The organism is Enterococcus salsurae, from assembly GCF_054784955.1.
The window spans coordinates 709,471-733,128 of sequence record NZ_BAAHWY010000001.1 but is presented as its reverse complement, the minus strand read 5'-3'; the positions used below and the strand labels follow the sequence as shown (position 1 = coordinate 733,128).

General features: G+C 35.5%; 17 protein-coding genes and 1 pseudogene. 14 read left to right on the top strand and 4 right to left on the bottom strand.

What is annotated here, in order from left to right; translation table 11 throughout:
• Nucleotides 1-62 precede the first annotated feature (62 nt).
• From ACYVRS_RS03585 to ACYVRS_RS03570, 4 genes are all read right to left on the bottom strand, one after another.
• Nucleotides 63-1,190 (bottom strand): glycerate kinase, encoded by a 1,128-nt coding sequence (locus ACYVRS_RS03585; protein ID WP_461202546.1) that lies wholly within the window; start codon nt 1,188-1,190, stop codon nt 63-65.
• Between the two features lie 14 nt (nt 1,191-1,204).
• The gene (locus ACYVRS_RS03580) at nt 1,205-2,686 is read right to left on the bottom strand and encodes a glycoside hydrolase family 1 protein (protein ID WP_461199153.1); all 1,482 of its coding nucleotides are present in this window, start codon (nt 2,684-2,686) and stop codon (nt 1,205-1,207) included.
• Nucleotides 2,687-2,696: 10 nt separating this feature from the next.
• Nucleotides 2,697-4,508 carry a beta-glucoside-specific PTS transporter subunit IIABC gene (locus ACYVRS_RS03575; protein WP_461202544.1) on the bottom strand — a complete coding sequence of 604 codons (1,812 nt, stop codon included), beginning with the start codon at nt 4,506-4,508 and terminating at the stop codon, nt 2,697-2,699.
• Between the two features lie 127 nt (nt 4,509-4,635).
• Nucleotides 4,636-5,427 carry a MurR/RpiR family transcriptional regulator gene (locus tag ACYVRS_RS03570; protein ID WP_461199155.1) on the bottom strand — a complete coding sequence of 264 codons (792 nt, stop codon included), beginning with the start codon at nt 5,425-5,427 and terminating at the stop codon, nt 4,636-4,638.
• Between the two features lie 404 nt (nt 5,428-5,831).
• Between ACYVRS_RS03570 and ACYVRS_RS03565 the strand changes: the two genes are divergently transcribed.
• The 14 genes and pseudogenes from ACYVRS_RS03565 to ACYVRS_RS03500 all read left to right on the top strand — a co-directional run.
• Nucleotides 5,832-7,043 (top strand): DNA cytosine methyltransferase, encoded by a 1,212-nt coding sequence (locus ACYVRS_RS03565; protein ID WP_461202542.1) that lies wholly within the window; start codon nt 5,832-5,834, stop codon nt 7,041-7,043.
• Nucleotides 7,044-7,161: 118 nt separating this feature from the next.
• Complete coding sequence (locus ACYVRS_RS03560) at nt 7,162-8,769, top strand: hypothetical protein (protein ID WP_461202540.1); 1,608 nt, start codon at nt 7,162-7,164, stop codon at nt 8,767-8,769.
• Between the two features lie 53 nt (nt 8,770-8,822).
• Nucleotides 8,823-9,221, top strand: a complete 399-nt coding sequence (locus tag ACYVRS_RS03555) for a hypothetical protein (protein ID WP_461202538.1) — start codon at nt 8,823-8,825, stop codon at nt 9,219-9,221.
• 369 nt (nt 9,222-9,590) lie between these two features.
• Nucleotides 9,591-12,338, top strand: coding sequence for a Z1 domain-containing protein (locus tag ACYVRS_RS03550; RefSeq protein ID WP_461202536.1), 2,748 nt, complete (start codon nt 9,591-9,593; stop codon nt 12,336-12,338).
• Nucleotides 12,339-12,348: 10 nt separating this feature from the next.
• On the top strand, nt 12,349-14,412 hold the full coding sequence (locus ACYVRS_RS03545; RefSeq protein WP_461202534.1) for a hypothetical protein: 2,064 nt from the start codon (nt 12,349-12,351) through the stop codon (nt 14,410-14,412).
• Nucleotides 14,412-15,344 carry a hypothetical protein gene (locus tag ACYVRS_RS03540; RefSeq protein ID WP_461202532.1) on the top strand — a complete coding sequence of 311 codons (933 nt, stop codon included), beginning with the start codon at nt 14,412-14,414 and terminating at the stop codon, nt 15,342-15,344. Before ACYVRS_RS03545 ends, ACYVRS_RS03540 begins: the two co-directional genes overlap by 1 nt.
• An 11-nt stretch (nt 15,345-15,355) precedes the next feature.
• Complete coding sequence (locus tag ACYVRS_RS03535) at nt 15,356-16,036, top strand: DUF6339 family protein (protein ID WP_461202530.1); 681 nt, start codon at nt 15,356-15,358, stop codon at nt 16,034-16,036.
• Nucleotides 16,033-17,013 (top strand): phospholipase D family protein, encoded by a 981-nt coding sequence (locus tag ACYVRS_RS03530; protein ID WP_461202528.1) that lies wholly within the window; start codon nt 16,033-16,035, stop codon nt 17,011-17,013. The genes ACYVRS_RS03535 and ACYVRS_RS03530 overlap by 4 nt, the downstream gene beginning before the upstream one ends.
• A 40-nt stretch (nt 17,014-17,053) precedes the next feature.
• Nucleotides 17,054-18,319: a DNA (cytosine-5-)-methyltransferase gene (dcm, locus tag ACYVRS_RS03525; protein WP_461202526.1), complete on the top strand. Its 1,266-nt coding sequence runs from the start codon at nt 17,054-17,056 to the stop codon at nt 18,317-18,319.
• 806 nt (nt 18,320-19,125) lie between these two features.
• Nucleotides 19,126-19,437 carry a PTS lactose/cellobiose transporter subunit IIA gene (locus ACYVRS_RS03520; protein ID WP_313540821.1) on the top strand — a complete coding sequence of 104 codons (312 nt, stop codon included), beginning with the start codon at nt 19,126-19,128 and terminating at the stop codon, nt 19,435-19,437.
• 13 nt (nt 19,438-19,450) lie between these two features.
• Nucleotides 19,451-19,762, top strand: coding sequence for a PTS sugar transporter subunit IIB (locus ACYVRS_RS03515; RefSeq protein WP_461202524.1), 312 nt, complete (start codon nt 19,451-19,453; stop codon nt 19,760-19,762).
• Nucleotides 19,759-21,051 carry a PTS sugar transporter subunit IIC gene (locus ACYVRS_RS03510; protein WP_313540824.1) on the top strand — a complete coding sequence of 431 codons (1,293 nt, stop codon included), beginning with the start codon at nt 19,759-19,761 and terminating at the stop codon, nt 21,049-21,051. The genes ACYVRS_RS03515 and ACYVRS_RS03510 overlap by 4 nt, the downstream gene beginning before the upstream one ends.
• A gap of 25 nt (nt 21,052-21,076) precedes the next feature.
• A complete protein-coding gene (locus ACYVRS_RS03505) occupies nt 21,077-22,546 on the top strand; it encodes a glycoside hydrolase family 1 protein (RefSeq protein ID WP_461202521.1) in 1,470 nt (489 codons plus the stop codon).
• Nucleotides 22,547-22,784: 238 nt separating this feature from the next.
• Nucleotides 22,785-23,638, top strand: a pseudogene (locus ACYVRS_RS03500) (IS30 family transposase); the annotation flags it as partial.
• Between the last annotated feature and the right edge of the window lie 20 nt (nt 23,639-23,658).

Here is a 23,658-nt window from a genome sequence, read left to right as displayed (position 1 = left end):
CATAATAGAAGGATTTCTTCTATTATGTGGGGGTTACAATGCTTATCTGGATACTTATTGAGCTATTTCGCTAAATGTACAATCCGCATGATATCACGACCAGTTTCCTTGGCTAGTCTCTGTGTTTGTCGCATGGAATCGTTCAATGACATAGGCCCTCGTGTCAGGTTAAGGATTAAATCAAATCCGGATTCATAATTAGCTGTATTTACTTCACTTGCATCACCAACGACTGCGATAACTTTTTTATGTTGTGATTTAGCTAATTTTGCAATTACTGTAGGGAGTTTTCCGTAGGCGGACTGTGCGTCCATTTTCCCCTCGCCAGTAATGACAAAATCAGCAGACTGGATGTGCTCAGAAAGATGGAGCATGTCTATGATAAAATTAGCTCCAGAAACAAAGTGACTATTTAAAAAGCTGACAAAACTAAATCCAATTCCACCAGAAGCGCCAGTACTCGGAAGTAGCGCATAATTTGTTCCGGTTGATTCACATACTATTCTTGCATAGTGTGCAATAGCCAAATCAATTGTGACCAAATCAGCGACTCCTTTTTGATTCCCAAACATATGTGTTGCCCCTGTAGGTCCGGTTAAAGGATTAGAAACATCTGACAGTAATATAAATTCTATTTTCAGTATACTAGTATCAAGATCATGCGTAGAAATCGTTAAAATATCAGCTATTTCAGAAACACCAGGTACTATTTCTTTGTTGTTCTTATTTTTGAATGAAACACCAAATGCTTGCATCATGCCGATACCAGCATCATTTATCCCACTCCCACCTAAGCCAACAATACATTTGTCCACCAAGGGATGCTTCTTTAGAATTGCTAGAATCATTTTTCCAAATCCATATGAGCTCGCATTTTTTGTGTCTAAATGAGTATCTAATTGGTGAATACCAGCAGCTTCAGCAACTTCCACCACAACCGTATGCGAATCAACAAGAACATATTTAGCTGTTATCCTTCTCTGAAATAAATCGATTGTATCTATAGTAAGACATTCGCCACGCCTATTTTCATAGAAAGCTGCCAAGGTTCCTTCGCCACCATCGGCGACTGAGTAAGACTGGATGGTTGTTTGAGCATCGATTTCTTTGATGCCATCTGCTATGGCAAGGTTCATTTCTTCAGAAGTGGCACTACCTTTAAATGAATCGATCGCAACAAGTATATTCATTCAAATATCCTTCCTTATTGTTTCATAGTATCTGTTAATGTATTTCCATTTGAAGCAATGACTTCTTTATACCAATCAAATGAAGCTTTTTTGTATCGACGATAGGTTCCATTTCCAAAGTCATCTAGGTCAACATAGATAAAACCATATCTCTTTTCCATTTGATTCGTGGAATTGGAGATAAGATCGATACATCCCCAAGAGGTATACCCCATCACATCAACGCCGTCTTGATTGATTGCATGAGAAATTTGCATGATATGATCGTTCATATATTGAATACGATAATCATCTTTAATTTCACCGTTAACCAACTTGTCCTTTGCACCTAGACCGTTCTCTACAACAAAAAGCGGCTTTCTATAGCGGTCATATAATTCGATTAAAGAAATACGCATACCCAAAGGATCAATTTGCCATCCCCAGTCTGTTGCATTTAAGAAAGGATTTTTAATTGTCGTTGCAGTGTTTCCTTCATTGATATCTAAACCTTCTTTGTCGTAGGCGGAACAAGACGAACTGTAATAGCTAAACGAAACGAAATCGACTGCATATTTTTTCATAACAAAATAGTCTTCAGATTCGACCGATAAATGGATACCTTCATTCTCGTACTTTTTCAATAAATAAGCTGGATATTCTCCAAATACTTGTGTATCAGAAAAGGCAAACAACTTCCTTGCATCAAGCTGTGCAGCTAAGACGTCTTCAGGTTTTGAAGTTAACGGGTAATAAGTCTGTTTTGTAATCATACAACCAACTTTTGACCCCGGGATGAGTTGATGGCAAATTTTAGTCGCATGCGCACTTGCTACAAATTGATGATGCATTGCCTGATAGATTGCTTGTTGATATTTTTCTTCACTTGAGAAATGATCGCGCAATAGACCACCAGACATAAATGGATGTCGAATAATGCTATCAATTTCGTTGAAAGTGATCCAATATTTGACTTTATGTTTATACCTTGAACAAATTGTTTCAACATATCTCGTAAAAAAATCAATGGCTTCTCTGGATGCCCAGCCATTGTAGGATTCAGTGAGATTCAATGGCTGTTCGTAATGACTCATCGTCACAAGTGGTTCAATACCATATTTTGCTAACTCATCAAATACATCATCATAGAACTGTAATCCGGCTTCATTTGGGACAAGTTCATCACCGTTCGGGAAAATACGGGACCAAGCGATGGACATTCGATAAACTTTGAATCCCATTTCAGAAAATAGTTTGATATCTTCTTTGTAATTGGTATAAAAATCGATACCGTGGCGTTTTGAGTAGTATGTGGTGTCTTCGGACTGACGTGCTTTCGCAATATCATCAGAGGTGATCGACCAATGTTGACTCATATTTTTTTTGTCAACGTTTGGTTTGAACAGGCAGATGTCAGCAACTGACATTCCTTTTCCATCAACATTCCATGCACCTTCCATTTGATTGGCCGCTGTAGCGCCACCCCATAAAAAATCTTTTGGAAATCGTTTATTCATTTATTTACTCCTATTGTTCAACTGATAAAACAAACTCAGTTTTCATTTTGTTACCAAGGGATGCAGTAGTCATTTCTTTTACTGGTTTTGTAAGGATGACCATTGTTGTAGGATCATAACCAGCTGCAATAATTTTTTCTAAATCAAAATCAATCAACGGTTGACCTTTCTTCACCACGCTACCTTGCGTTACTAATGCTTCGAAAAATTGACCTTTTAAATTGATTGTATCGATACCAATATGAATTAATAGGTCAAGCCCATTTTCAGAAGTTAAACCAATCGCATGTTTCGTATCAAAAAGCATCGAGACTTCTCCATCTATTGGTGAAACCAAATGCCCATCTGTTGGTTGAATGGCAAATCCTTCGCCCATTATTTTTTGAGAAAATACTTCATCAGAGACATCTGATAAATCAATAACAGTACCATTTAATGGAGAGTCAATGTTTGTTTTTGTAGCCAATATTTCTTCAGGTTTAAATCCCCAAATATACGTAATAATAAAGGTCGCTACAAAAGAAATCACCATGGTGATCAATGCATGAATCAAGTTCATCGGATTTTCTCCAACAAATACCGGGAGCAATGCAATGCCTGCACCTCCTGCTGAGTATCGTACTAATCCAGAAAAACCGGCATATGCGCCACCAATAAGTCCACCAGCCATTACAGAAAATAGAATGCTTTTTTGTTTGATTGTTACACCGAACATCGCAGGTTCAGTAATACCTAGAAGCGCAGTAAATCCAGCTGAACTAGCAATTGATTTTTGCTCGGGATTTTTTGTCTTAATTGCAACAACTAGTGAAGCTGCTCCTTGAGCAATATTTGATGCTAAAGAACCAGGCCCTAATAATGTTTCGGAGCCAGTTTGTGCAATAGAAGATAACCAGAATGGAGCCAAACTCCAGTGCATACCTGTCATAACCAATAGTGGGAATAAACCACCGATAACAGTTGGAACAATCCATGATCCATATGCATTTAATCCTTCTATGAAATTTGCGACAACATTCCCAATTAAGTTGCCTAAAGGAGCTAAAACAAGCAAAGTAATCGTTGCTGTAACAGCAATTACCACAAGTGGTTTTAAGAAATATTTCAAAAAGTTCGGAATGATCTTATCACTGATTTTCTCTACATAAGACATAAGCCAAGTAGACAACAAAGCAGGTATGATTGTACTACCGTAGCTCACCAATGTGACTGGCATACCCATGAACGTGAGTGGGGTGCATTCTGCCACAATGCCCGTGAAAGTCGGATGAATCAAAGCCGCCGCAACCACCATCGCTAATACTTGATTGGTTTTGAATTTTTTCGCAGCACCATAAGCAACAATAATAGGCATAAAGTAAAAGGCTGCATCTGCAACAAAATTCAATAGGACATAAGTATCTGATGTATTGCTAATCCATTTCAAGTTCACAAATAATGCCAAAAATGCTTTCAATAATCCAGCACCAGTTAAGGCAGGGATCATAGGCGTAATTGATCCAGATATAATACCTAGAACACGGTTAAACCAGCCTTCTGTTGATTGGTTGTGTTCAGATGTATCCGTTTCAAATTCTGAGCCTAACACGTCAGTGATTGCTGCGTATGCTTCAGGTACATCTGTACCGATAATGATTTGATATTGTCCAGATGTGCGCGAGATTCCTTTAACACCGTCAATTTTTTCGACTGCTTTGTCTTGAGGGATCGTGCTATCTTTTAATACAAATCTTAGTCTTGTTGCGCAGTGGGATAAATCTGATATATTCTGTTTTCCACCAACTGCTTCCAAAATTTCTGACCCTGTTTTTTTGTAATCCATTTCTAAACCTCCAATATAATGATGAAACCGATTTCCCAACGAAAGTATACTTGATTTATTCATCACTCAATCCTTATTTTCAAATTCTGAAAATAAAAACTGATTCCTACATGTGAGGAATCAGTTTTTATTGCACATATTTTTGGTAATAAATTAAAGTTATTAATTGTACAAGTAGAAGAGAATCAACGGGGTGGGCAGAAAAACTATTGGCGTTATCAGGTAACAAGATGGTCTCTTGGACATATCTTAACTTTGCTACTTCCTCATTCATGGTGATGACATAAATTTTCAAGTGTTCTTTTCGGGTAATTGTAGATATATATTCTCTAACATAATTTCCGGATAAAGAAAAGATGATGACTAATAAGTCCTCTTGACTATCTTCAACAAAGTCAATTTGCTTATTCGGTGTTAACCGTGTTTCTATGATTTTTTTGCATCTAAATAAATTATTTTGCAACATTAGTGAAATTGTTTCCATGTGCATAGCACCAAATGTGACTACATTTTGATAATGATAAATATCATCTACTAAGGAATTTAATTTATTTAAGTCTAGTGTTGACTTAAGTGAGTCAATATCTCTTTGTACTGCACTTAAATAGCTATCTGCCAAAGAATTGCTATCTTCTGTATTTTGAAAATCATACCGTGGCTCTGTCGCGCGCTTATGGTCATTGATCAAATTCCTAAGCTCAGCAAAACTCTGCAAGCCGATTTCTTTACAGAATCGACTGATTGTTGCTGTAGAAACATGTGTCTTCGCAGCAAGGTCTTTTATGGCTACATCATGAAGATCTTCCATATGCGTTAAAATATATTTTGCAACGATATAGTAGGGAGAATTTGTTTCAATCCTATTTAAGAAAGTATATAAAATCACGCCTAATCCATAAGGTCCATTTAATTGTGCCATGAATTTACCTCCGAGTATGTTCTTTTTATATAATACTACTTATTTGGGGAGGGTGGGTGATTAAATAAAGGGTATCAGTCTAAAGTACAGAAAAAGTCATCTGTCTTAGTCAATTATGTGATTGATATTGTTAGATAATTTGAGGTGGAATTTGACAACCTAAATATTAGTAAGCAAAGCATCAGTAGATTTATAGAAATAATTCAATTTTTTGTGTATTCGAAAAAATATAATGAGAATTTAGAGTATTTTTATATAGAGCAATGGTTTTGAGTAATCTCAGATATTGTTTTAATTAAGCAGAAAAAGAATTTTTTAAAATAGGAAATATGTCAACATAATACGAACAAGTGTGCTAAAATAACTAGGTTACAATAAAAATAAAGTAGAAAAGAGTGAGCTACATGACAAATTCTGTAAGTTCTTCGGACAAGAGTAAACGTACAATTGCAGCGTTTTTTTCGGGTGTTGGAGGAATTGAGCTAGGTTTTAAAAATACTGGTAAGTTCAGAGTGGTGTATGCGAATGAGTTTGATAAAAATGCAGGTATTACTTATCAAGTAAATCATCCTGATACTCCCCTAGATTCGCGAGATATTCATGAGGTGACCCAAAATTTATCTGAAGTGCCTAAAGCAAACATCATCATGGGAGGTTTTCCGTGTCAAGCTTTTTCAATTGCTGGGTATAGAAAAGGTTTTGAAGATGATAGAGGAGACTTATTTTTCGAATTACTAAAGGTGATTAATAACCAAAAACCTGAAGCAATTTTCGTTGAAAATGTTAAAAATATGGTTACCCATGATCATGGAAACACATTTAAAATAATAAGAGAAGCTTTGGTTATGAGTAATTATTTTATCAAGTGGAAAGTGCTAAATGCTAAAGATTACGGGAATGTTCCTCAAAATCGCGAGCGTATTTACATTGTAGGCTTTAGATCAAAAGATGCATACGATTCTTTCCAATTTCCAGATAAAATTGATTTAACGAATAAATTGAATAGTGTGATAAACTTTGGTCTTAAAGCTGAAGACAAATTTTATTATGATGAACATAAAACCGTTTTTTGGGATCAATTACAACCAGCTATCATTTCTCAAGAAACAGTTTATCAATGGAGAAGGCAATATGTACGAGAAAACAAATCGGGTGTTGTACCAACGTTGACAGCGAATATGGGAACTGGAGGACATAATGTTCCACTTATTTTAACTGATGATGGAAGAATTAGAAAATTAACACCTAAGGAAACTTTTAATGTGCAAGGTTTTCCGGAAACTTTTGAATTACCTGATATATCGAATGGTCAACTATATAAACAAGCGGGAAACAGTGTCGTGGTACCAGTGATTGAACGCATTGCTAATAATATTGATGAGGCACTTAATCATGGAATCTATAGGTATGATGCAATTCCGAAAGGAAAGTATTCTATTATGCATACAGTGATGGATGGGCGTTTCGTAGGACAATCAGAATTGGTAGCTACAGTTAATAGTGAAAAAGAATTAGCTCAATTTTCAATCGATCAAGGGATATCCTTTTTAAGCCATGAAGACTACTTGCGAAATATCCAGAAGAACAAGTATTTAGATTTTTATAGTTATGAATAATTATTTACAAATTTAGTTAGAAATAAAATATAATATCTCTGTTTTTGCTGAGGCCCGCTACACGCCTCAGTTTTTTTGGTATACTATAACTAAACTATTATAGGGCGAGGGTGATCTTATGTGGGAAAAATTAGATCATGAAAAAAAAGAAAAGTATAGATTGTTAATTACAAATTTTGCGAGTTTAAGTGAATCATTTTCGCAAAAAAGTGAGAGCCAATATGAATCTGAAAATATTTCGGAAGCGGTTGCGCCAATTGTTAACTCTAAATTTCAAGAAACTGCATTCCAGCGTGCATTTGGTGCAATTGGAGAAGATATAGCAAATACTAGTTATGATGCTTCCTTACAGATAGATGAAAAACATAAATATTTAATAGGAATAAAGTCTTTTGGTATTCATTCCGGTGATCAAAAAATAGCTCAATTTAAGGCTAGTAGTGTATCTGAAGATTGGCGTAGAACTCTAGGAGAAGCAAGAGAGAATGCTAAGCGATTAAATGATAAAAATTTAGCTGACCTAGAAAATGAAGAACTTTATAAAAATATTGCTATGAAGATAGCAAAACTAAGAAATGAACGGATTGCATCATCAAAAGAACTGATCAAAGGTTTCGATGCTTCCGACGATACAAGCGTTGAAGCGTTATATCATGTATTGATGCCATCTAAAAAAAATGAGCATCCACAGATTTTTGTTGGAGAAATAGAATATACTCCTATTAATATTGAAAACTTAAAGATACTAGGCTCAACTTCTTTAAAACACTCTGCAAATTTTAAGTTTACGGATGGCCATCACACATATAAATATGCAGATGCAGATTCACAACTATTTATGAATTTTCAAAATAAAGATATCATTGTAGATACTTGGAACGTTAATTATGTAGAAGATGCGTTTTCTTTCTTTGAGAATATTCATCAGACTATTGAAACTATCGCTGAAGAAAGAAAAGTCGAAGCCACAGTGTCTTGGATGATTGCAAACAAAAAAGGGCAGGTTGAGAGAAGTTCTGGATTCAATGGATTTGACGGGGCTACAAAGTTAGCAAAAGCAAATGGATATCGAGAAAAGAGAATACAAAATTTTAGAGAAAAATATAGTGATATTATAAGTGCTATAGAAATGAACTATATTACTGATAAGCTAGAATTGATTTTATTAAATAAATTTTCTACAACAGAAGAAAAAGAAATAATGAAAGGTTTGCGTTCAGAGCTAAGAGACTATATTCTTGTTTTAGATAATGAATATATAAAACAAGAAGTGTTTTCAATGGTTTATCGACCAGTAAGTGAAATGTATATTCCTATTCCAGATGCTAAAAATTTTCACATGAGTTATCCTGATTTTTTTGGTGAGAATATTGGCACATTCCAAAATAACTCAAGTAAACTTGCGTTGCCTAAGGACAAGAGAGAGTTCATTTTAGAATTTCTTCCAAGCAAAGATCGTGTAGTAGCCTATATTAATCAAGACAATGGAAAGAGTATTCAGTCTGTTAATGAACAAGGTATTTTGGGTGAGTGGATTCTGAGAGGTATATTTCAATTAAGAGAGTACGAACCTCTTACAGGAGAACGATTAAATGAACTTGGTATAAATGGAATTAGATTAATTAAGTATGCAGATAGAGAAAGTATTGGATTGGAATTTATTTGGATTGATATTGAGAATCCTCCTTTTGACGCAATTGGATGGGTTAAAGAAAATCATAAGTAAATTAGGAGTCCAATCACTAATTGTCTAAATAATATAAGATAGAAGGAATATGTATGCCTAATAGAGGGGATTCATTTATCGTTGAATTGACAAGAACACATGTATCTTGGGGAGAACATAGAAATACTAATTCGAGAGGAAGGGTTGCTGGAGAATGCTATATACCTATACCCCAAAAGTATGCAATAAGATATAGAATTTATAATGTGAATAATGACGGGAATGGAATTGGTAAAAATGAATTCATGGCCACTTCTTCAGATGGATTTTATAACGGGATTGTTAAAGTTAGTGGTAATTCGAAAAGTGGATCAATATTTGCAAAGAATATTTCAGAGTCAGGAAACCTAAAAGGATTTTCAGAATGGTTTTCTACAGCCAATATTAAGGAAGGATCAAAAATTAAAGTTGAGTGGTTATCAGAAACAGTTATACTATTTACCAAAATATAGCAAAGAAAAAAGTAACTTATTGTAAGGCATGTTACAGTTTAATCAGAAAAAACAGTTAGATAAAGACTAATTAATTACAAGGTATTTGTAACCGCTCGTCAGGATTTCTTGAGGATTCTTGATAAGTTAATTACAAATACCTTTTTTATGTGTGTGAAGTCTAGAATGGAGATTTAAATGAACTGTTCATTTAAAAAAACAAATTCCAACATTCCTTTATATTTATATAGTAAAAAAGAATGGTTAAACATATAATTAAAGTATAGGTCAATTTAATAAGTTTTATATAATAAAAATAATCAGGTGATATTTGACTTGAATTCTAGTTGTTTTATTAAAAAATCAATATAGAGAAAAGGAGTGCTTTTTATGGATTTTTCAGATTCTAGATATCAAAAATTAAAGGATCTTATTCATGAAAAAATAGGTGAGGGTTATCCATGGGATAAAATAGAAAGTTTTGACATAGTTAGCGAAGGTTATGCTATTCCCGCAAAATATTATTGGTCTGTCCAATTGGAGCAAGCTAAAATTCCTGAAGAAGAATTTAGCAAAGAGGATTGGAAGAATTTAGTAAAAAGTGAAAAAGAAAAAAGTAAAATCAAACATTTAGGAAAACTTGCAAAAAAAACAAGAAATAATGCTATAGCTTCGGTGGAAAGAAGCTCTCAGTGGTATGGATATCGAGAGCATCTTAGAGCGGAAGGTTTTTCAAGCGAGTCAATTGAAGGGATACAATCTTCTTGTCAAGAAATTTTGCAGCAACTAGACGATAATACAATAAATTCAAGTCCGGTTAAAGGATTGGTTGTTGGAGAAGTACAATCAGGAAAGACTGCTAACATGGCAGGGCTAATATCAATGGCTGCAGATTATGGTTTTAATTATTTTATTATATTTTCAGGAATTATCGAAAACCTTAGAAAGCAAACTGAAGATCGGATGTTTAATGATTTAAAGAAACCAGCAAAAAAATTTCAATGGCACCGTATCGAAAATCCATCTATTCAAAAAGCGTTAAATACTAATGAATTACGGTGGGAAAATATTCATTTAGATAAAAATGAACGATATTTTACTGTCTGTTTAAAAAATAAATCTCGTATGGAAGATCTTTTAAAATGGTTATATCAAGATAAAAATAAAGTTAAGAAATTAAAAGTTCTTATTATTGATGACGAGGCTGATCAAGCTAGTATTAATACAAATGAAGAAACGAAGTGGAGAACTTCAATAAATGATGCAATGCTAAATATAGTGGATGGAGTAGAAAGTAATAAGTTGCTCGCCTCAAACTATATTAGTTATACTGCAACTCCGTACGCTAATATTCTCTCGACAGGTGAAAAAGATACGTTGTATCCATCAGATTTCATATTCCAGTTAAATTCACCTGCGGATTATATTGGCGCTAAAAAACTTTTTGGATTAGAAGACCCTCAGCGTGATGTAGATATTAATTATGTACGAGATATCCCAACTGGAGAAATAGCGATGATAAGCAAGATTCATAAAGAAGCTATGTTGGATATTCCAGATTCATTAAAGCGGTCAATAGACTGGTTTTTTGTTTCAAGTGCAGCACTTAGGGCAATGAATTACCGAAAACCAGTCTCAATGTTAATTCATACCAGTCATCTTAAACAGCATCATATGAATATAAATAATGCTATACAAAGCTATATTAAATCGATGAAAAATGATATTCCGGCTTATTTAAAAAAATTAAAAATTCTTTATAGCGATGAACGAGCAGAGCTTCCATATCAAAGTTTTATTGATGGAATGCCAGGTTATTCCTCGAAGACTATTAATAATTATCCAGAGTGGTCAGAAGTGAAACCGCAAATTGAAATTGTTTTACATGGAGAAGAATTAAGTAAGTATACTAAATTAGATGAAGATAATGTCCCTTTGTATGATTTCAGAGGTTTTCAAATAGCTATCGATAATAGCGACTCAAGTATTCCTAAATCTGATGATGAAGTAGTTCGTTTAGCTTATCCAGAAGAAAAGGCAAAATTATCGTTTGCACCCATGTTTATCGTTATTGGTGGAAATACATTATCACGAGGATTAACACTCAAGGGACTTACAACAACCTATTTTTGTAGACAAACAAATCTAGGTGATAGTCTAATGCAAATGGCAAGATGGTTTGGTTATAGAAAAGGATACGAGTTGTTTCCGAGAGTGTGGTTGAATAGTCTGACTATTGAAAGGTTTGGATTCTTAACACAATTAAATGAAGAATTATTTCAAGAAATAAAAGATATGGACGAAAGAGGTCATACACCGTCAAGTTGGGCACCAAGATTGAAAAATACACCATCACTTCAATTTCTTCAATTAACTTCATCTAATAAAAGGAGAGGAGCACAAGAAATTGAACTAGACTTTACGGGAGAAAATTGGCAAACAACTATATTCGATAAAGATATTGAAACTCAAAAGAGAAATATGAATCTAACTAAAAATTTTCTTAATTCTCTAGAATCAATGGACGATACTTTTATCGATAATTCTAGAATGATATGGCGAGACGTTGATTTTGAATTAGTGCAAGACTATCTTTCAGCGTTTAGTTTTAATGACCGAACTAAGTTCGCACATGTATCTTCCTTATTAGAGTGGTATCAAGAGGTAATTCAAGAATCGGGTTACCAAAACTGGACTGTTATGGTAAGTTCTAAAGGAAGTATTACTAAGAGTACTGATGAAAACGAAGATTGTTTAGTTCATGGGTATAACGTGCCTAGTGTAACTCGGAGTTATAGATCGGAAGATGAATTATCATATAATATAGGTGTATTGAGAACGCCTACGGATCAACTATATGATATAAAAGGTATTACTAAACAAGAAATAGCAAATTTTAAAGGAACTGATATTAAGAAGATTCGGAAAAAATATAATTTCGATCGTGTACCTCAATTAGTTATTTATAAGATAGATGGAAATAATTCGCTTCAAGATAAAAGAGGTATGCGTATAGGAACTGATATAATTGGAATATTTTTAAGTCTTCCGGGCATAAGAAAGACATCGCAAATAGCTAGATATGTGAATGTTAGGCTCCCGCAAGATGATGAGATGAAAGACATGATAGAAGAATAGAGGTTGAAAATTGCATATATATAAATTACCAAGACAAAAATTTGCACAAGATGGTAAAGCTATTTTAAGAAGTTTACAAAATGATAATCTTCCATTAATAGATTTAGTAATTAGAGAGTCTTTCCAAAATTCTTTAGATGCTACAAAACCAAATCAAGAAGCTACGAAAATTGATGTATTGACTAATGATATAGATACAAATTCAGTTGCTAAACATTTTGAAGGGCTTGAGGAGAAACTTAGCGAAAGGTTTACGTCGGAACAAACAGTACTTGTTATTCAAGATAGAAATACGATTGGTCTTCAAGGAATTACGGATGAACGAAATGCTAGCCAAGATGAGTTAGATAAGAGTAATTTTTACAAATTAGTTTATGGACTTTCAATGAATCAAGAAGGTGAAGGAAAAGGAGGTTCTTGGGGACTAGGAAAAACTAGTTTTTTTCGAATAGGTATTGGTATAGTAGCATATTACACCCGTGTAAAGTTAGACGATGGGACATACGAGGAACGAATAGCTGCCTCCTTAATTGAAGACCCTAAAAATCCTGATGCTTTAATAGACTCATCTCTCGGACTAGCTTGGTGGGGAGATAAAGATAATAATAACCATTTTGATACACGTCCCATAACAAATAATGATAAGATATCTGTGTTTTTAAGCGATTTTGGAATTCCAAGATATACTGAAAATGAAACTGGAACAACAATTATCATACCATTTATAAATAGAGAATTATTTTCTCCTTTAAAGGATGAAGGAGAAAAAAAGTCGATGTGGTGGGAGCATTCTATTGAAGACTCAATCATACTAGCCATACAAAGATGGTATGGGCCACGTATATTAAATGAAATATACTCTAGAGAACATAAGCAGTCCTTTCTGTTAACATCAGTAAATGGAAAAAGCTTGAATCCGTCAAATTTTGAGAAAACGTTCCAATGGTTTCATAAAATTTATAATGCTGCACTAAATAAGGTATCGCCGTCAAATGACTCACCCATAAAAGTGAGCAAAATTGTTGTGCCAAGAGATGCACTTGCTATTACTAATCAAGCAATAGGTTATGTTGCATATGCAAAATTATCTCTTTCTCAACTTGGGATGGAACAAAACTATTCTCCGTTTTCTTATGTTAATCATGAAGATTTGGAAGATAAACAAGGAAAAGGACATGCGCTTTTAGCATATTCGCGTAAACCCGGTATGGTAATTGAATATGAAACGGAAGATTCACCTTGGTTTAAGAATGTTAACTTAACAGATAATACGTTTATACTAGCTTTTTTTGTTCCATCAGGGGAGGCTTTATTACGGGAATCTTATCAGAATAACTATAGTAAGTCGTATACTACACTAGAAAGTTATTTAAGAGATACAGAAAACGCTGATCATGCCAAGTGGATTGATAAAACTGAGGGGCAAAAAAGGATTTCACTTGTAACAAGAATACAAAAATATACAGCTAATGCCATATCTAATACGTTTGCGTTAGAGGATCCAAGAGATTCTAACTCATTGACTTCTGCACTCCAAAGAAAGTTTGGTCAAATACTATTACCGCCAGAAAATTTCGGTAAAAGTGCTAATTATGGAAGAAAAAGTAATGGGGGAAACAGTTCACATAAAGTATCTTTGAATAGTAAAATATCAGACATAAAAGTTGTAAAATCAGTACTAATAAATGAGTCTCAAGTTCGAGTTGAATTTCTAGCATTTTTACATAAGGCTGGAATATATGATATAAGGTTTGATGTCTCAAGTGTAGAAGGATTAATAGATGAAAAAGATTGGATAAGAAATATGGGTAAGGTTAGATATCCGTTCATTATACGGAAAATGGATTTTACACAAATCAATGGAATGCCTTTCTCATTAACTGGGGGAGAAATTTCAGATCTATCTGTTCAGCTTTTTCCAAATAATTTAAAAGGTGCAATTCGAGTAAATTCTCAGTTTACACAAGGCATTAAATTATATGGATTTATTCATTTAGAAATATCGGACAAAACATTACAACCCGAATTAGTTGTTCGACAAATAAAATCTGAGGGTAGAAAGGGGGAAGAGTAATGCCAGCTATTTCTTTGTACCGATTAATTGATGATAAAATATTAGAAGAAGCCGGGTTAAAAATTAATCAACCAGAAATTTATTATGAATTGGAAGACGCAACTATAGAAATTCCTATTAATGAACAAACCAGCATAGTAAATATTAATGAATTAGATGGTACTTGGACTCCAGAATTGCATAATCTAATGATTAGCCAAAATATTGAATTTAATAATTTTTCTGTTTTTTTTGGTGAGAAAAGCATAACAATGCCCAATAATGACATAGGTATAGCCGTCCATATATACTCAAGAGAGTCTAATTTTCAAACTACAACTTCGTTAGAATTTCACCAATTTGATCAAAATAATGTATCATATTATTTAAATCATATTTTTGAAAAAGATTCCATTAAAGGTAAAATAAATTTTGATTTTTTCCTATATTTAAAATCATCAAAAACGTCTAATTTTTTTCAAGCCGATATAGTTGGAAGCAAGTTAGCAGAGGACTCTGTATTGACATATACAATTGCTATTGATGGTACAGGATCAATGTTCCCAATATTAGAAACGAATGAGCCAGGAGCGCCACTGTGGTCACTAGATACAAACTGGAATGATCCTTTGGCAGATCCTTTTAATACCTCATATGTTTCATTGAGGTTGAATCAAGCACATCCAAGATATAATAGTCTAGTGGGTGCAAAAGGAAAAGTAGACGCATACTTAATGAATGAAATATTGGCAAATTCTATGAGTATAATTACGCAATCAGTTTTATATGGAGAAGAACCATTGACACTTGAAGAAATAAGAGATGAATCTGAGGATGATAGTATTGGTAAAGTTGTTTATTATTGGATTGAATCATTTAATTTAAATACTCGTTCTCCTGCAGAAATTTCGAATTCATTTCATAAATATTTAGAATCGATGAATTTATCATAGGAGGTACTTAATTGAATATAGAACCTTATAATATATCTCAAGCAGAAAAAGATTTTCGAGAATTGACAATTGAAACAATTGATCCACGAAATTTTGATATAGATAATAAGTATCGTGAATTACGTTTAGCATTGCTAGATGCTAGAGATAGAGTATTTACTGAACTAGAGTTAGATGGTGGAATTGATAATCACAAGTATGAATTTGATTTATCATTTGGTATAGAAGTATACAATATATTAAAAAACGAATATAAACTTTCTAATAGACAATTAAGCAATGATGACGTTTGGCGATTTATCAATATACGTGTTGTTCCTGACATTCTTCATGCACGCTGGGGCTTTAGAGAAGCTTATTACTTCCGTGAATCTAGAAGACTGTATATGAAACGAATTTTTTGGTATATTGAACTAGCTTGGTGTGGTGATTCTGAAAGTACTTTTAAGGTACTTGAAAATAACGATACAGACGTTATAGCGGGATTTGTGGAACGCCCAGGATTAGGCTATGATGTCCCAGTTTACAAAGAAATACTTAAACAAATTTATTTAAATGGTCTAAAAGGCCGTGAAAGTATACGTCCTATACTAAAGTTGCATACAGCAAGATTAAAAGTAGTATCTCCATATTTGGTTACTGGGGGCATCCAAGGATATGTTGAAAAACTAATCGAGGTAACTAAACAGTGAAGTTTTTTGATACTAATCTATACGAGAACGTTATAATAAAGAATGCGAAATTATCGAATAAGTTAAGAATTATTAGTGGATATGGTTCAGCAAAATTTGCTAAAAAAGTAATGAATGATTTTCCACATTTATCTATTGACTTATTTTTAGGGATGTCCCTTCAAGGTATAAGTAAAGAAAATCATTCGGAGTTTATAGCTTTGATGACGCTAAATGATAAGTTTCAAGTATTTTATCAAATTGAAAATCCTGTAACCCACATAAAATTGTATCAATTTCTTAATGATGACAAAGTAATTGCTACGTTTTGCGGATCAGCAAACTTTACCTCACACGGGTTTATTGAATGGCACGAGATGTTAACTATAACTGAGGAAAATGTAAGTGGGTTGATAGAAAATCAACAGAATATTTCTCTTTTAGCTAATAATAGTTTTATTGAGGACTATATTTTATTTTACGATGAAAACATACTAAATATAGATGCTAACACTGTGAATAGCTTTGAAACAGATAATTCAATAATAAAAAATATTGAAACCCGAACCCAAACAAAAAAGATAACAAATAATAAACTTTTTTGGTCAAGATTGAATAGAAGCTCTCTTGAAGAAATAAAAATTCCTATTTTATATGAGAACTCAAAACTTTATGCTCCGGTAAACGCAAAGTTTTTTAATTCTATAGGATATCTAATGCAGCCAAATGGTGTTTCATTTGAAAAATTCTTTCCTATTGGAGAATCACTACAGTTTTTAACAGATGATGGTATTGTTTTACAAGGGGAAGTTCCTATAGGTAAATCAAGAAGATTATATTTCCACCGAGAAATATACGACTATATATTTTCTCGACTGAATATCTCTGAAAATAAACCGTTAGTATGGGAGCAATTGTTAAATTATGGTAGGACAGATATAGTAGTTTATAAAGAAGACAACAAGCATTATTTACTGGATTTTCACCAGCCTAAATAAATGTTAGAATAGTATCATTGGTTTTAAGGAAGGTGAAAAAATGCTAAACGTTGTGGAAACATTTAGTGGTATCGGATCACAAACACAAGCATTAAGAAATATAGGTGTTCCGCATAGAATTTCGGCAACATCTGAATGGGAGATAAGTGCACTCTTTGCTTATGATATTTTGCATCATGGTAATCAAGATTTAAGTCCGTATAGACATCATACTAGAGATTCGTTAGCGCAAAAATTGAGTCAATTCGGTTTAAGTACTTCTGGTAAAGACCCCCTTACATATCAATCTTTATCTACAATGAATATGATTCAATTAAAATCAATTCTTTGCGCGATTGAACGAAGTAATAACTTGGGCAATATAACACAAATTCACGCCGAAGATTTGGAAGAATCTATTGACTTACTGACGTATAGCTTTCCTTGCCAAGATCTTTCTGTATCTAGTCATTGGTGGCATAACAAGAGTGGTATAGAAAAAGGTTCTGGAAATAGGTCTAGTTTGTTATGGGAAGTGGAGAGAATCCTGGGAGAATTAGTGCAACAAGAGAGAGCTTTGCCAAAATTTCTTCTAATGGAAAACGTTTCGGCAATTCTTAATCAAAACCATATAGGTAATTTTAATGAATGGCGCAATTTTTTGTCCGGCATTGGATATGTAAATCAAACTTATACGCTTAATGCAAATGATTTTGGTATTCCTCAAAGAAGAGAACGTACATACATGCTTTCGGTATTGACATCTAATAAAGAAGATGCTCTAGAAGTAGAAAAATATTTCTTTGAGAACAATCTTGAAAACTACAAAAGAAAATTAGACTCAAATACTCCACTTGACAAATATTTAAAACTTGATTATTCAAATCCAGTTTATCGTAACGAAGCTATAGAAAGTACACCTAAATTTACTCCGAGTAGAATGAAAATATATCAACAAAATGTTGTTTTAGCTCATGATGATAGTGTGTGTGAAAGAGTGGTAGCAAGAACAATTACTACTAAGCAAGATAGACATCCTAATTCTGGTATAATAACATATTCAGATGATAAGCAATTAGTTCCAGGAAGTAAATATAGAAACATTACATCTAGAGAAGCTTTCTTATTGATGGGTTTTACTGAAAATCAATACAATCTATTAATTGAAGCCAACATTAAAGTAACCAATGATCGTTCAATGATTGCGCCAAGTAAAATGTTGAAACTTTGTGGAAACAGTATTGTGGTTAATGTTTTAGAGGCTATTTTCAAACAAATGATAGAGATAAAAAATAACGTGTTAGATAGTAAACTTGAATCTGTTTGACTCTAAGCCACTACTAACAGAATTAATCATGTTCAATTCATAAAATCAACTCCAATGATATAGAGCCAAAATCTGCAAAGCCCAACCGCTATGCAGATTTTTTTGTTATTTTTACCCCTCCCTTATATAGGCACCCCAATCCCCATGTTATTAAACCCCTCACCTCAAATGTTCCCCTTGCAAACCTAAACCGCTTTCAGATAAACTAGTAAGCGAATAGAAACCAAAAAAATAGGCACTTCGTAAGGTGTTGGCGCACCTATACGAAGCCCTGACTAGTCACAACCCTTACAAGGACGACCAATCAAGTTGCCATAGTTGATACCCGTAGGCATCAACGTGTTTATTGTACCGAAAAAGCGGATTCATTTCTAGTGGTTTTCCACCTTTTTCGTGAAAAAAATACGTGCTGCTATACGCTTATTTCGCTATTTCACAGGCATTGGACACCCGTCCAGTGCCTTTTTGCTTTGTTTGATAAAGGATAGACGATTTGAAATGAATGATGGGTATACCCTCGGTACCAGCGCAGTACCGCAACGTGTTTCCTAGTCTCAGCAGCTGCCAACTACTGGGACCGCAAAGCACATAGGTGGCACGAAAATAGGCAGTCATAGTTGAACCAAGGCATAGGTATAATTTGAAAATATACACATCGCACCAACTTGTGCCACCTATCGCTGAAATAAGCAACGGGATCAATCTTCTGATCCTAGATAAAGAAGGGCAGTTTTTGGTTTCTATTCGTTTGTTTGCACAGTGACTCAAGAAATAATAGCACATAGGGAATAGAAAGAGGAGAGACGATGGAAAATGTCGAAATCAGCTTCACATTGATTCTGCATGCGGGCAATGCCAAATCATCCGCGATGTTAGCAGTAGAAGCAGCACGAGAAGGCGACTTCACTGCAGCCGAACAAGCTATGGAAGAAGCCAAAACTGAATTACACAAAGCCCACCAATGTCAGACCGACTTGATCCAGTCAGAGGCCAGAGGTGAGGCGACGGCCTTATCGATTTTATTGATCCACGCACAAGACCATTTAGCCATGGCGATGACAGCGACAGAGCAAGCCGCCGAATGGCTTTATTTATATAAAAAAATCACGAAATCATAGGAGGACACAAACAATGAGAATTATGTTAGCCTGCGCTGCAGGGATGTCTACCAGTATTTTAGTCACAAAAATGGAATCCGCAGCCAAAGAACAAGGCAAGGATTACAAGATTTGGGCGATCGATCAAAGCATGATTGAACGTGAACTAGGCAATTTTGATGTCTTATTATTGGGTCCGCAAGTCCAACATACGATGCGGAAAGTCAAGAAAATCATCAATGGCACTGTACCTGTCGCTGTGATCAAAGCTGTCGATTATGGACGTGGCAATGGCGCAGCTGTGCTGAAACATGCGGAAGAATTGATCGAAGGAGGTCAAGCATGAGTGCGTTTGATACTTTTGCTGATCGTGTCAGCATCGTTGCGGAGAAAGTTGATGACAACAAATACTTAAGTGTAGTCAAAAATACATTTACAGTACTGATGCCGTTCATTATTGTAGGGTCATTTGCCACACTTGGTAATTCATTATTGACCAGTGAGAGTACTGGCTTGGCACAATTTTCAGCGCTGCAGTTTTTAACTGTGTTGGAGCCAGCATTCACTGCGATTAATTTCGCAACAATGAATACGATGACATTGGCTGTGATTGTTATTTTAGGGTGGATTCTCGGTGAGAGGAACAATGAGAATGGCATCATGTGTGCAGTGGTTTCTCTCAGTGCGTATATAGCCGTGGTACCACAAGGCGTTGAAACCATGGTGGATGGCGTGGAAAGCCTCGCATCTGGTTTGCCAGTCGCCACACTAAATGCTGGGGGGCTCTTCATTGGGATGTTTTTAACGATTATCACAGTCGAGTTCTTTTGTAAATTGAACAAAATCGAGAAACTGCAAATCAAAATGCCGCCAAGCGTTCCAAGTGCCATTAGCAAATCCTTTAGTGTGCTGATACCGATTTTCATTACTTTATTTGTGATTGCAATTGCGGGTCGCTTGTTTGAACTGGCAACAGGATTATATATTAATGAAGCACTGTACCAATTTTTGCAAGCACCGTTAGAAGGGATTTTGCAACATCCGGCAGGAATCATCGGCTTAGTGGTCATCTCGCAAGTATTTTGGCTTGTGGGCATCCATGGTGGTCTGGTCATCTCGCCGATTCGTAATCCGATTCTAATCGCTGCATTGGCAGCCAACATTGCGGCCTTTGAAGCGGGACAAACACCGGATCAAGTCATTACCATGGGCTCTTGGGTCACATTCTTGGTTGTTGGCGGTGCGGGGTTGATTTTATCTTTAAATATTGCATTGCTCTTATTTTCTAAAAAAGATGACCTTCGGGCTGTGGCTAAGATTGGATTAGTTCCTTCTTTGTTTGGCATTAGTGAACCTGTCGTATTTGGACTGCCGTTGGTACTGAATCCAATTTTTGCGATCCCTTTTGTTTTGGGGAGTGGGATACCGGCGGCGATTGTTTTGGTGGCCAATCAGTGGGGATTCCTTGGATCAAATATCGTGGATGTCCCCTTTGGTTTGCCAATCATTATCGGGGCCTTCCTTGGATGGGGAATCAATGGTGTGATTCTACAGGTTATCCTGATTGCATTGGGCGTGCTGATCTATTTGCCGTTTGTTTTCTTAAGCAATCGAACCATGTCAGCTGATGCCTGAGACCTATAAGTAAAGGAGAGAAATGATGACGAAAAATTATTTTCCAGAGGGATTTTTATGGGGTGGTGCGATTGCAGCCAACCAAGCAGAAGGCGCTTGGGATATTGAAGGCAAAGGGTTGTCGGTCGCTGATGTTGCCCGCTTTAAACCAGATGTATCCGTAGAAGATTATCAACAACAATGGCATGTTGACGAACAAAGTATTGCAGCAGCGATAGCTGAGAAAGGCACAGCTAATTACGCAAAGCGACGAGGCATTGATTTTTATAATCGATACGAGGAAGATATCGCCTTGTTCAAAGAAATGGGCTTTAACGTTTTGCGGGTATCCATCGCTTGGACACGCATCTTTCCCAACGGTGATGAAGATCAGCCCAATGAAGCAGGCCTTGACTATTATCGGGCACTATTCACAGAACTCCGAGACAATGGCATTGAACCCCTGGTAACATTATCCCATTATGAAATGCCGCTGCATTTGGTTACCCATTATCAAGGATGGGTCTCACGTGAAGTCGTCGATTTCTTTGCAAAGTTTTGTCGCGTAGTTTTTGAAGAATACAAGTCATTGGTGACCTACTGGCTGACCTTTAATGAAATTGACAGTGTCTTTAGGCACCCTTTTACAACTATTGGGGTTGTAGAAGAGCGCTATCCAGACAAAGCCAGTGCTGAAGCCGCTATTTATCAAGCATTACACCATCAGTTTGTTGCCAGCGCTTTGGCAACGAAGTATTGCCGTAAATCCAATCCTCAAGCGCAGATTGGCGCAATGGTGACCAAATTGATGACCTATCCCGAAAACTGTCACCCTGAGAATGTGGCTTTAGCGGAGAAAGCCAATCGGGAGAATCATCTTTATTCAGATGTTCAGGTGTGGGGCGCTTATCCCCAATGGATCCTAAATGAATGGAAAGAAAAAGGGATAGAAATCCAGATGGAGAATTGGGACTTGGCAACGATCAAGTTGTACACTGTGGACTTCTTATCATTTAGTTACTATATGTCTTTGGTGGTTTCAAAAGATGCAGACCAAAGAGAAAAAGTCAGCGGCAACATTGCCACAGGTGTCAAAAATCCTTATTTGCCTATGACGGAATGGGGTTGGCAAGTGGATCCAATCGGATTGAGAACTTCGCTGATCTCCCTATATGACCGCTACCGCCTCCCACTGTTTGTGGTTGAAAACGGCATTGGCGCCATAGATACACCGGATGCCCATGGAGAAATCAACGACCAATACCGGATTGATTACTTTAAAGCACACTTTGAACAAATCAATTTGGCGTTAAAAGAAGGCGTTGATTTGATGGGGTATACTTCTTGGGGATGTATCGATATTGTCAGTGCATCGACCTCCCAGATGAGCAAGCGTTACGGATTTATCTATGTCGATGCCGATGACTACGGACAAGGGACATACAATCGGAAGAAGAAAAAATCCTTTGCATGGTACCAGAAGGTCATTTCATCCAATGGGGCGGATCTAGATTGAAAGGTCTGATAGCCAATTGAGTTTTTGATGCGCTGACCTCCCTGGCTCAGTAGTCATCGAACCAGATTGCCCACCTGAAGTCATGGTGGGAGATCAGATTTTGGTGAAGAAGAAGTTATCCTAGACTTGACCATGTTTTTCAGTAGTAGTTCACATGAAAAAGCCAGACCGATTGCGAAGAGGTCTGGCTTTTTGTTGTTCAGTGCGCAAAGGTATTCTGTTTCCTAGACAGATTGCATCAAGAAATTCAATACATAGACAAAGTTTGAAAACTGGTGCTACGATACTGAACTACTATCAACAATACAAAGAAAACAAAAAACGCTGCGTAGACGCTCGATGGCTTTACCAGAGGAACAAAAAGAATATGTTCAAAAGAGGGTTGTTCAAGGGTGGACACCGGATGTGATTGTCGGCCGCTCGGAAATGAAACTTGATTGTTTAGTCCGTACACTGTATCGAATGTTTCGAACTGGCGCATTTAATGTGCGTGATTTGCCTATGAAAGACAAATGAAAACCAAATGGACACCAAGAAAAACGTGGGAAACAAGCTTTTCGGCGCAGTATACATGAGCGCATCAAGGAGCATCCAGAATTTGGAAACGAGATTGGCCATCTTGAAGGAGACACTATTGTCGGTCAAAAACACAAAAGTGCTGTTATTACATTGGTGGAACGTTTGTCAAAAGTGATTATTACATTGAAGCCAGCCGGTAGACAGGCAATGGACATTGAAAATCGAATTAATCATTGGTTTCAAACGGTTCCTAAACATCTGTTTAAATCAATTACGTTTGACTGTGGGAAAGAATTTTCAAATTGGAAAGCTATGGGAAATCAAAATGATATTGATATTTATTTTGCGGATCCAGGCACCCCGTCACAACGCGCTCTAAATGAACATTCAAATGGATTATTACGTCGTGATGGATTAGTTAAAGCCATGGACTTCAATGAAGTATCAGAATCATTTATTCAAGCTGTTGCTTCCAAACGAAATCACATCCCAAGAAAATCTCTAAAGTATCAAACACCGATGGAATTATTTTTGAGAAATATAAAACCAGATGATTTGTCTAACTTAATTTGACAAATGAAATTTTAAAAAAT

What these genes read in the sequence shown, in the direction of transcription:
- ACYVRS_RS03585 (WP_461202546.1), bottom strand. Translation starts at nt 1,190, where the DNA reads ATGAATATACTTGTTGCGATCGATTCATTTAAAGGTAGTGCCACTTCT.
- ACYVRS_RS03580 (WP_461199153.1), bottom strand. Translation starts at nt 2,686, where the DNA reads ATGAATAAACGATTTCCAAAAGATTTTTTATGGGGTGGCGCTACAGCG.
- ACYVRS_RS03575 (WP_461202544.1), bottom strand. Translation starts at nt 4,508, where the DNA reads ATGGATTACAAAAAAACAGGGTCAGAAATTTTGGAAGCAGTTGGTGGA.
- ACYVRS_RS03570 (WP_461199155.1), bottom strand. Translation starts at nt 5,427, where the DNA reads ATGGCACAATTAAATGGACCTTATGGATTAGGCGTGATTTTATATACT.
- ACYVRS_RS03565 (WP_461202542.1), top strand. Translation starts at nt 5,832, where the DNA reads ATGACAAATTCTGTAAGTTCTTCGGACAAGAGTAAACGTACAATTGCA.
- ACYVRS_RS03560 (WP_461202540.1), top strand. Translation starts at nt 7,162, where the DNA reads ATGTGGGAAAAATTAGATCATGAAAAAAAAGAAAAGTATAGATTGTTA.
- ACYVRS_RS03555 (WP_461202538.1), top strand. Translation starts at nt 8,823, where the DNA reads ATGCCTAATAGAGGGGATTCATTTATCGTTGAATTGACAAGAACACAT.
- ACYVRS_RS03550 (WP_461202536.1), top strand. Translation starts at nt 9,591, where the DNA reads ATGGATTTTTCAGATTCTAGATATCAAAAATTAAAGGATCTTATTCAT.
- ACYVRS_RS03540 (WP_461202532.1), top strand. Translation starts at nt 14,412, where the DNA reads ATGCCAGCTATTTCTTTGTACCGATTAATTGATGATAAAATATTAGAA.
- dcm (WP_461202526.1), top strand. Translation starts at nt 17,054, where the DNA reads ATGCTAAACGTTGTGGAAACATTTAGTGGTATCGGATCACAAACACAA.
- ACYVRS_RS03520 (WP_313540821.1), top strand. Translation starts at nt 19,126, where the DNA reads ATGGAAAATGTCGAAATCAGCTTCACATTGATTCTGCATGCGGGCAAT.
- ACYVRS_RS03515 (WP_461202524.1), top strand. Translation starts at nt 19,451, where the DNA reads ATGAGAATTATGTTAGCCTGCGCTGCAGGGATGTCTACCAGTATTTTA.
- ACYVRS_RS03510 (WP_313540824.1), top strand. Translation starts at nt 19,759, where the DNA reads ATGAGTGCGTTTGATACTTTTGCTGATCGTGTCAGCATCGTTGCGGAG.
- ACYVRS_RS03505 (WP_461202521.1), top strand. Translation starts at nt 21,077, where the DNA reads ATGACGAAAAATTATTTTCCAGAGGGATTTTTATGGGGTGGTGCGATT.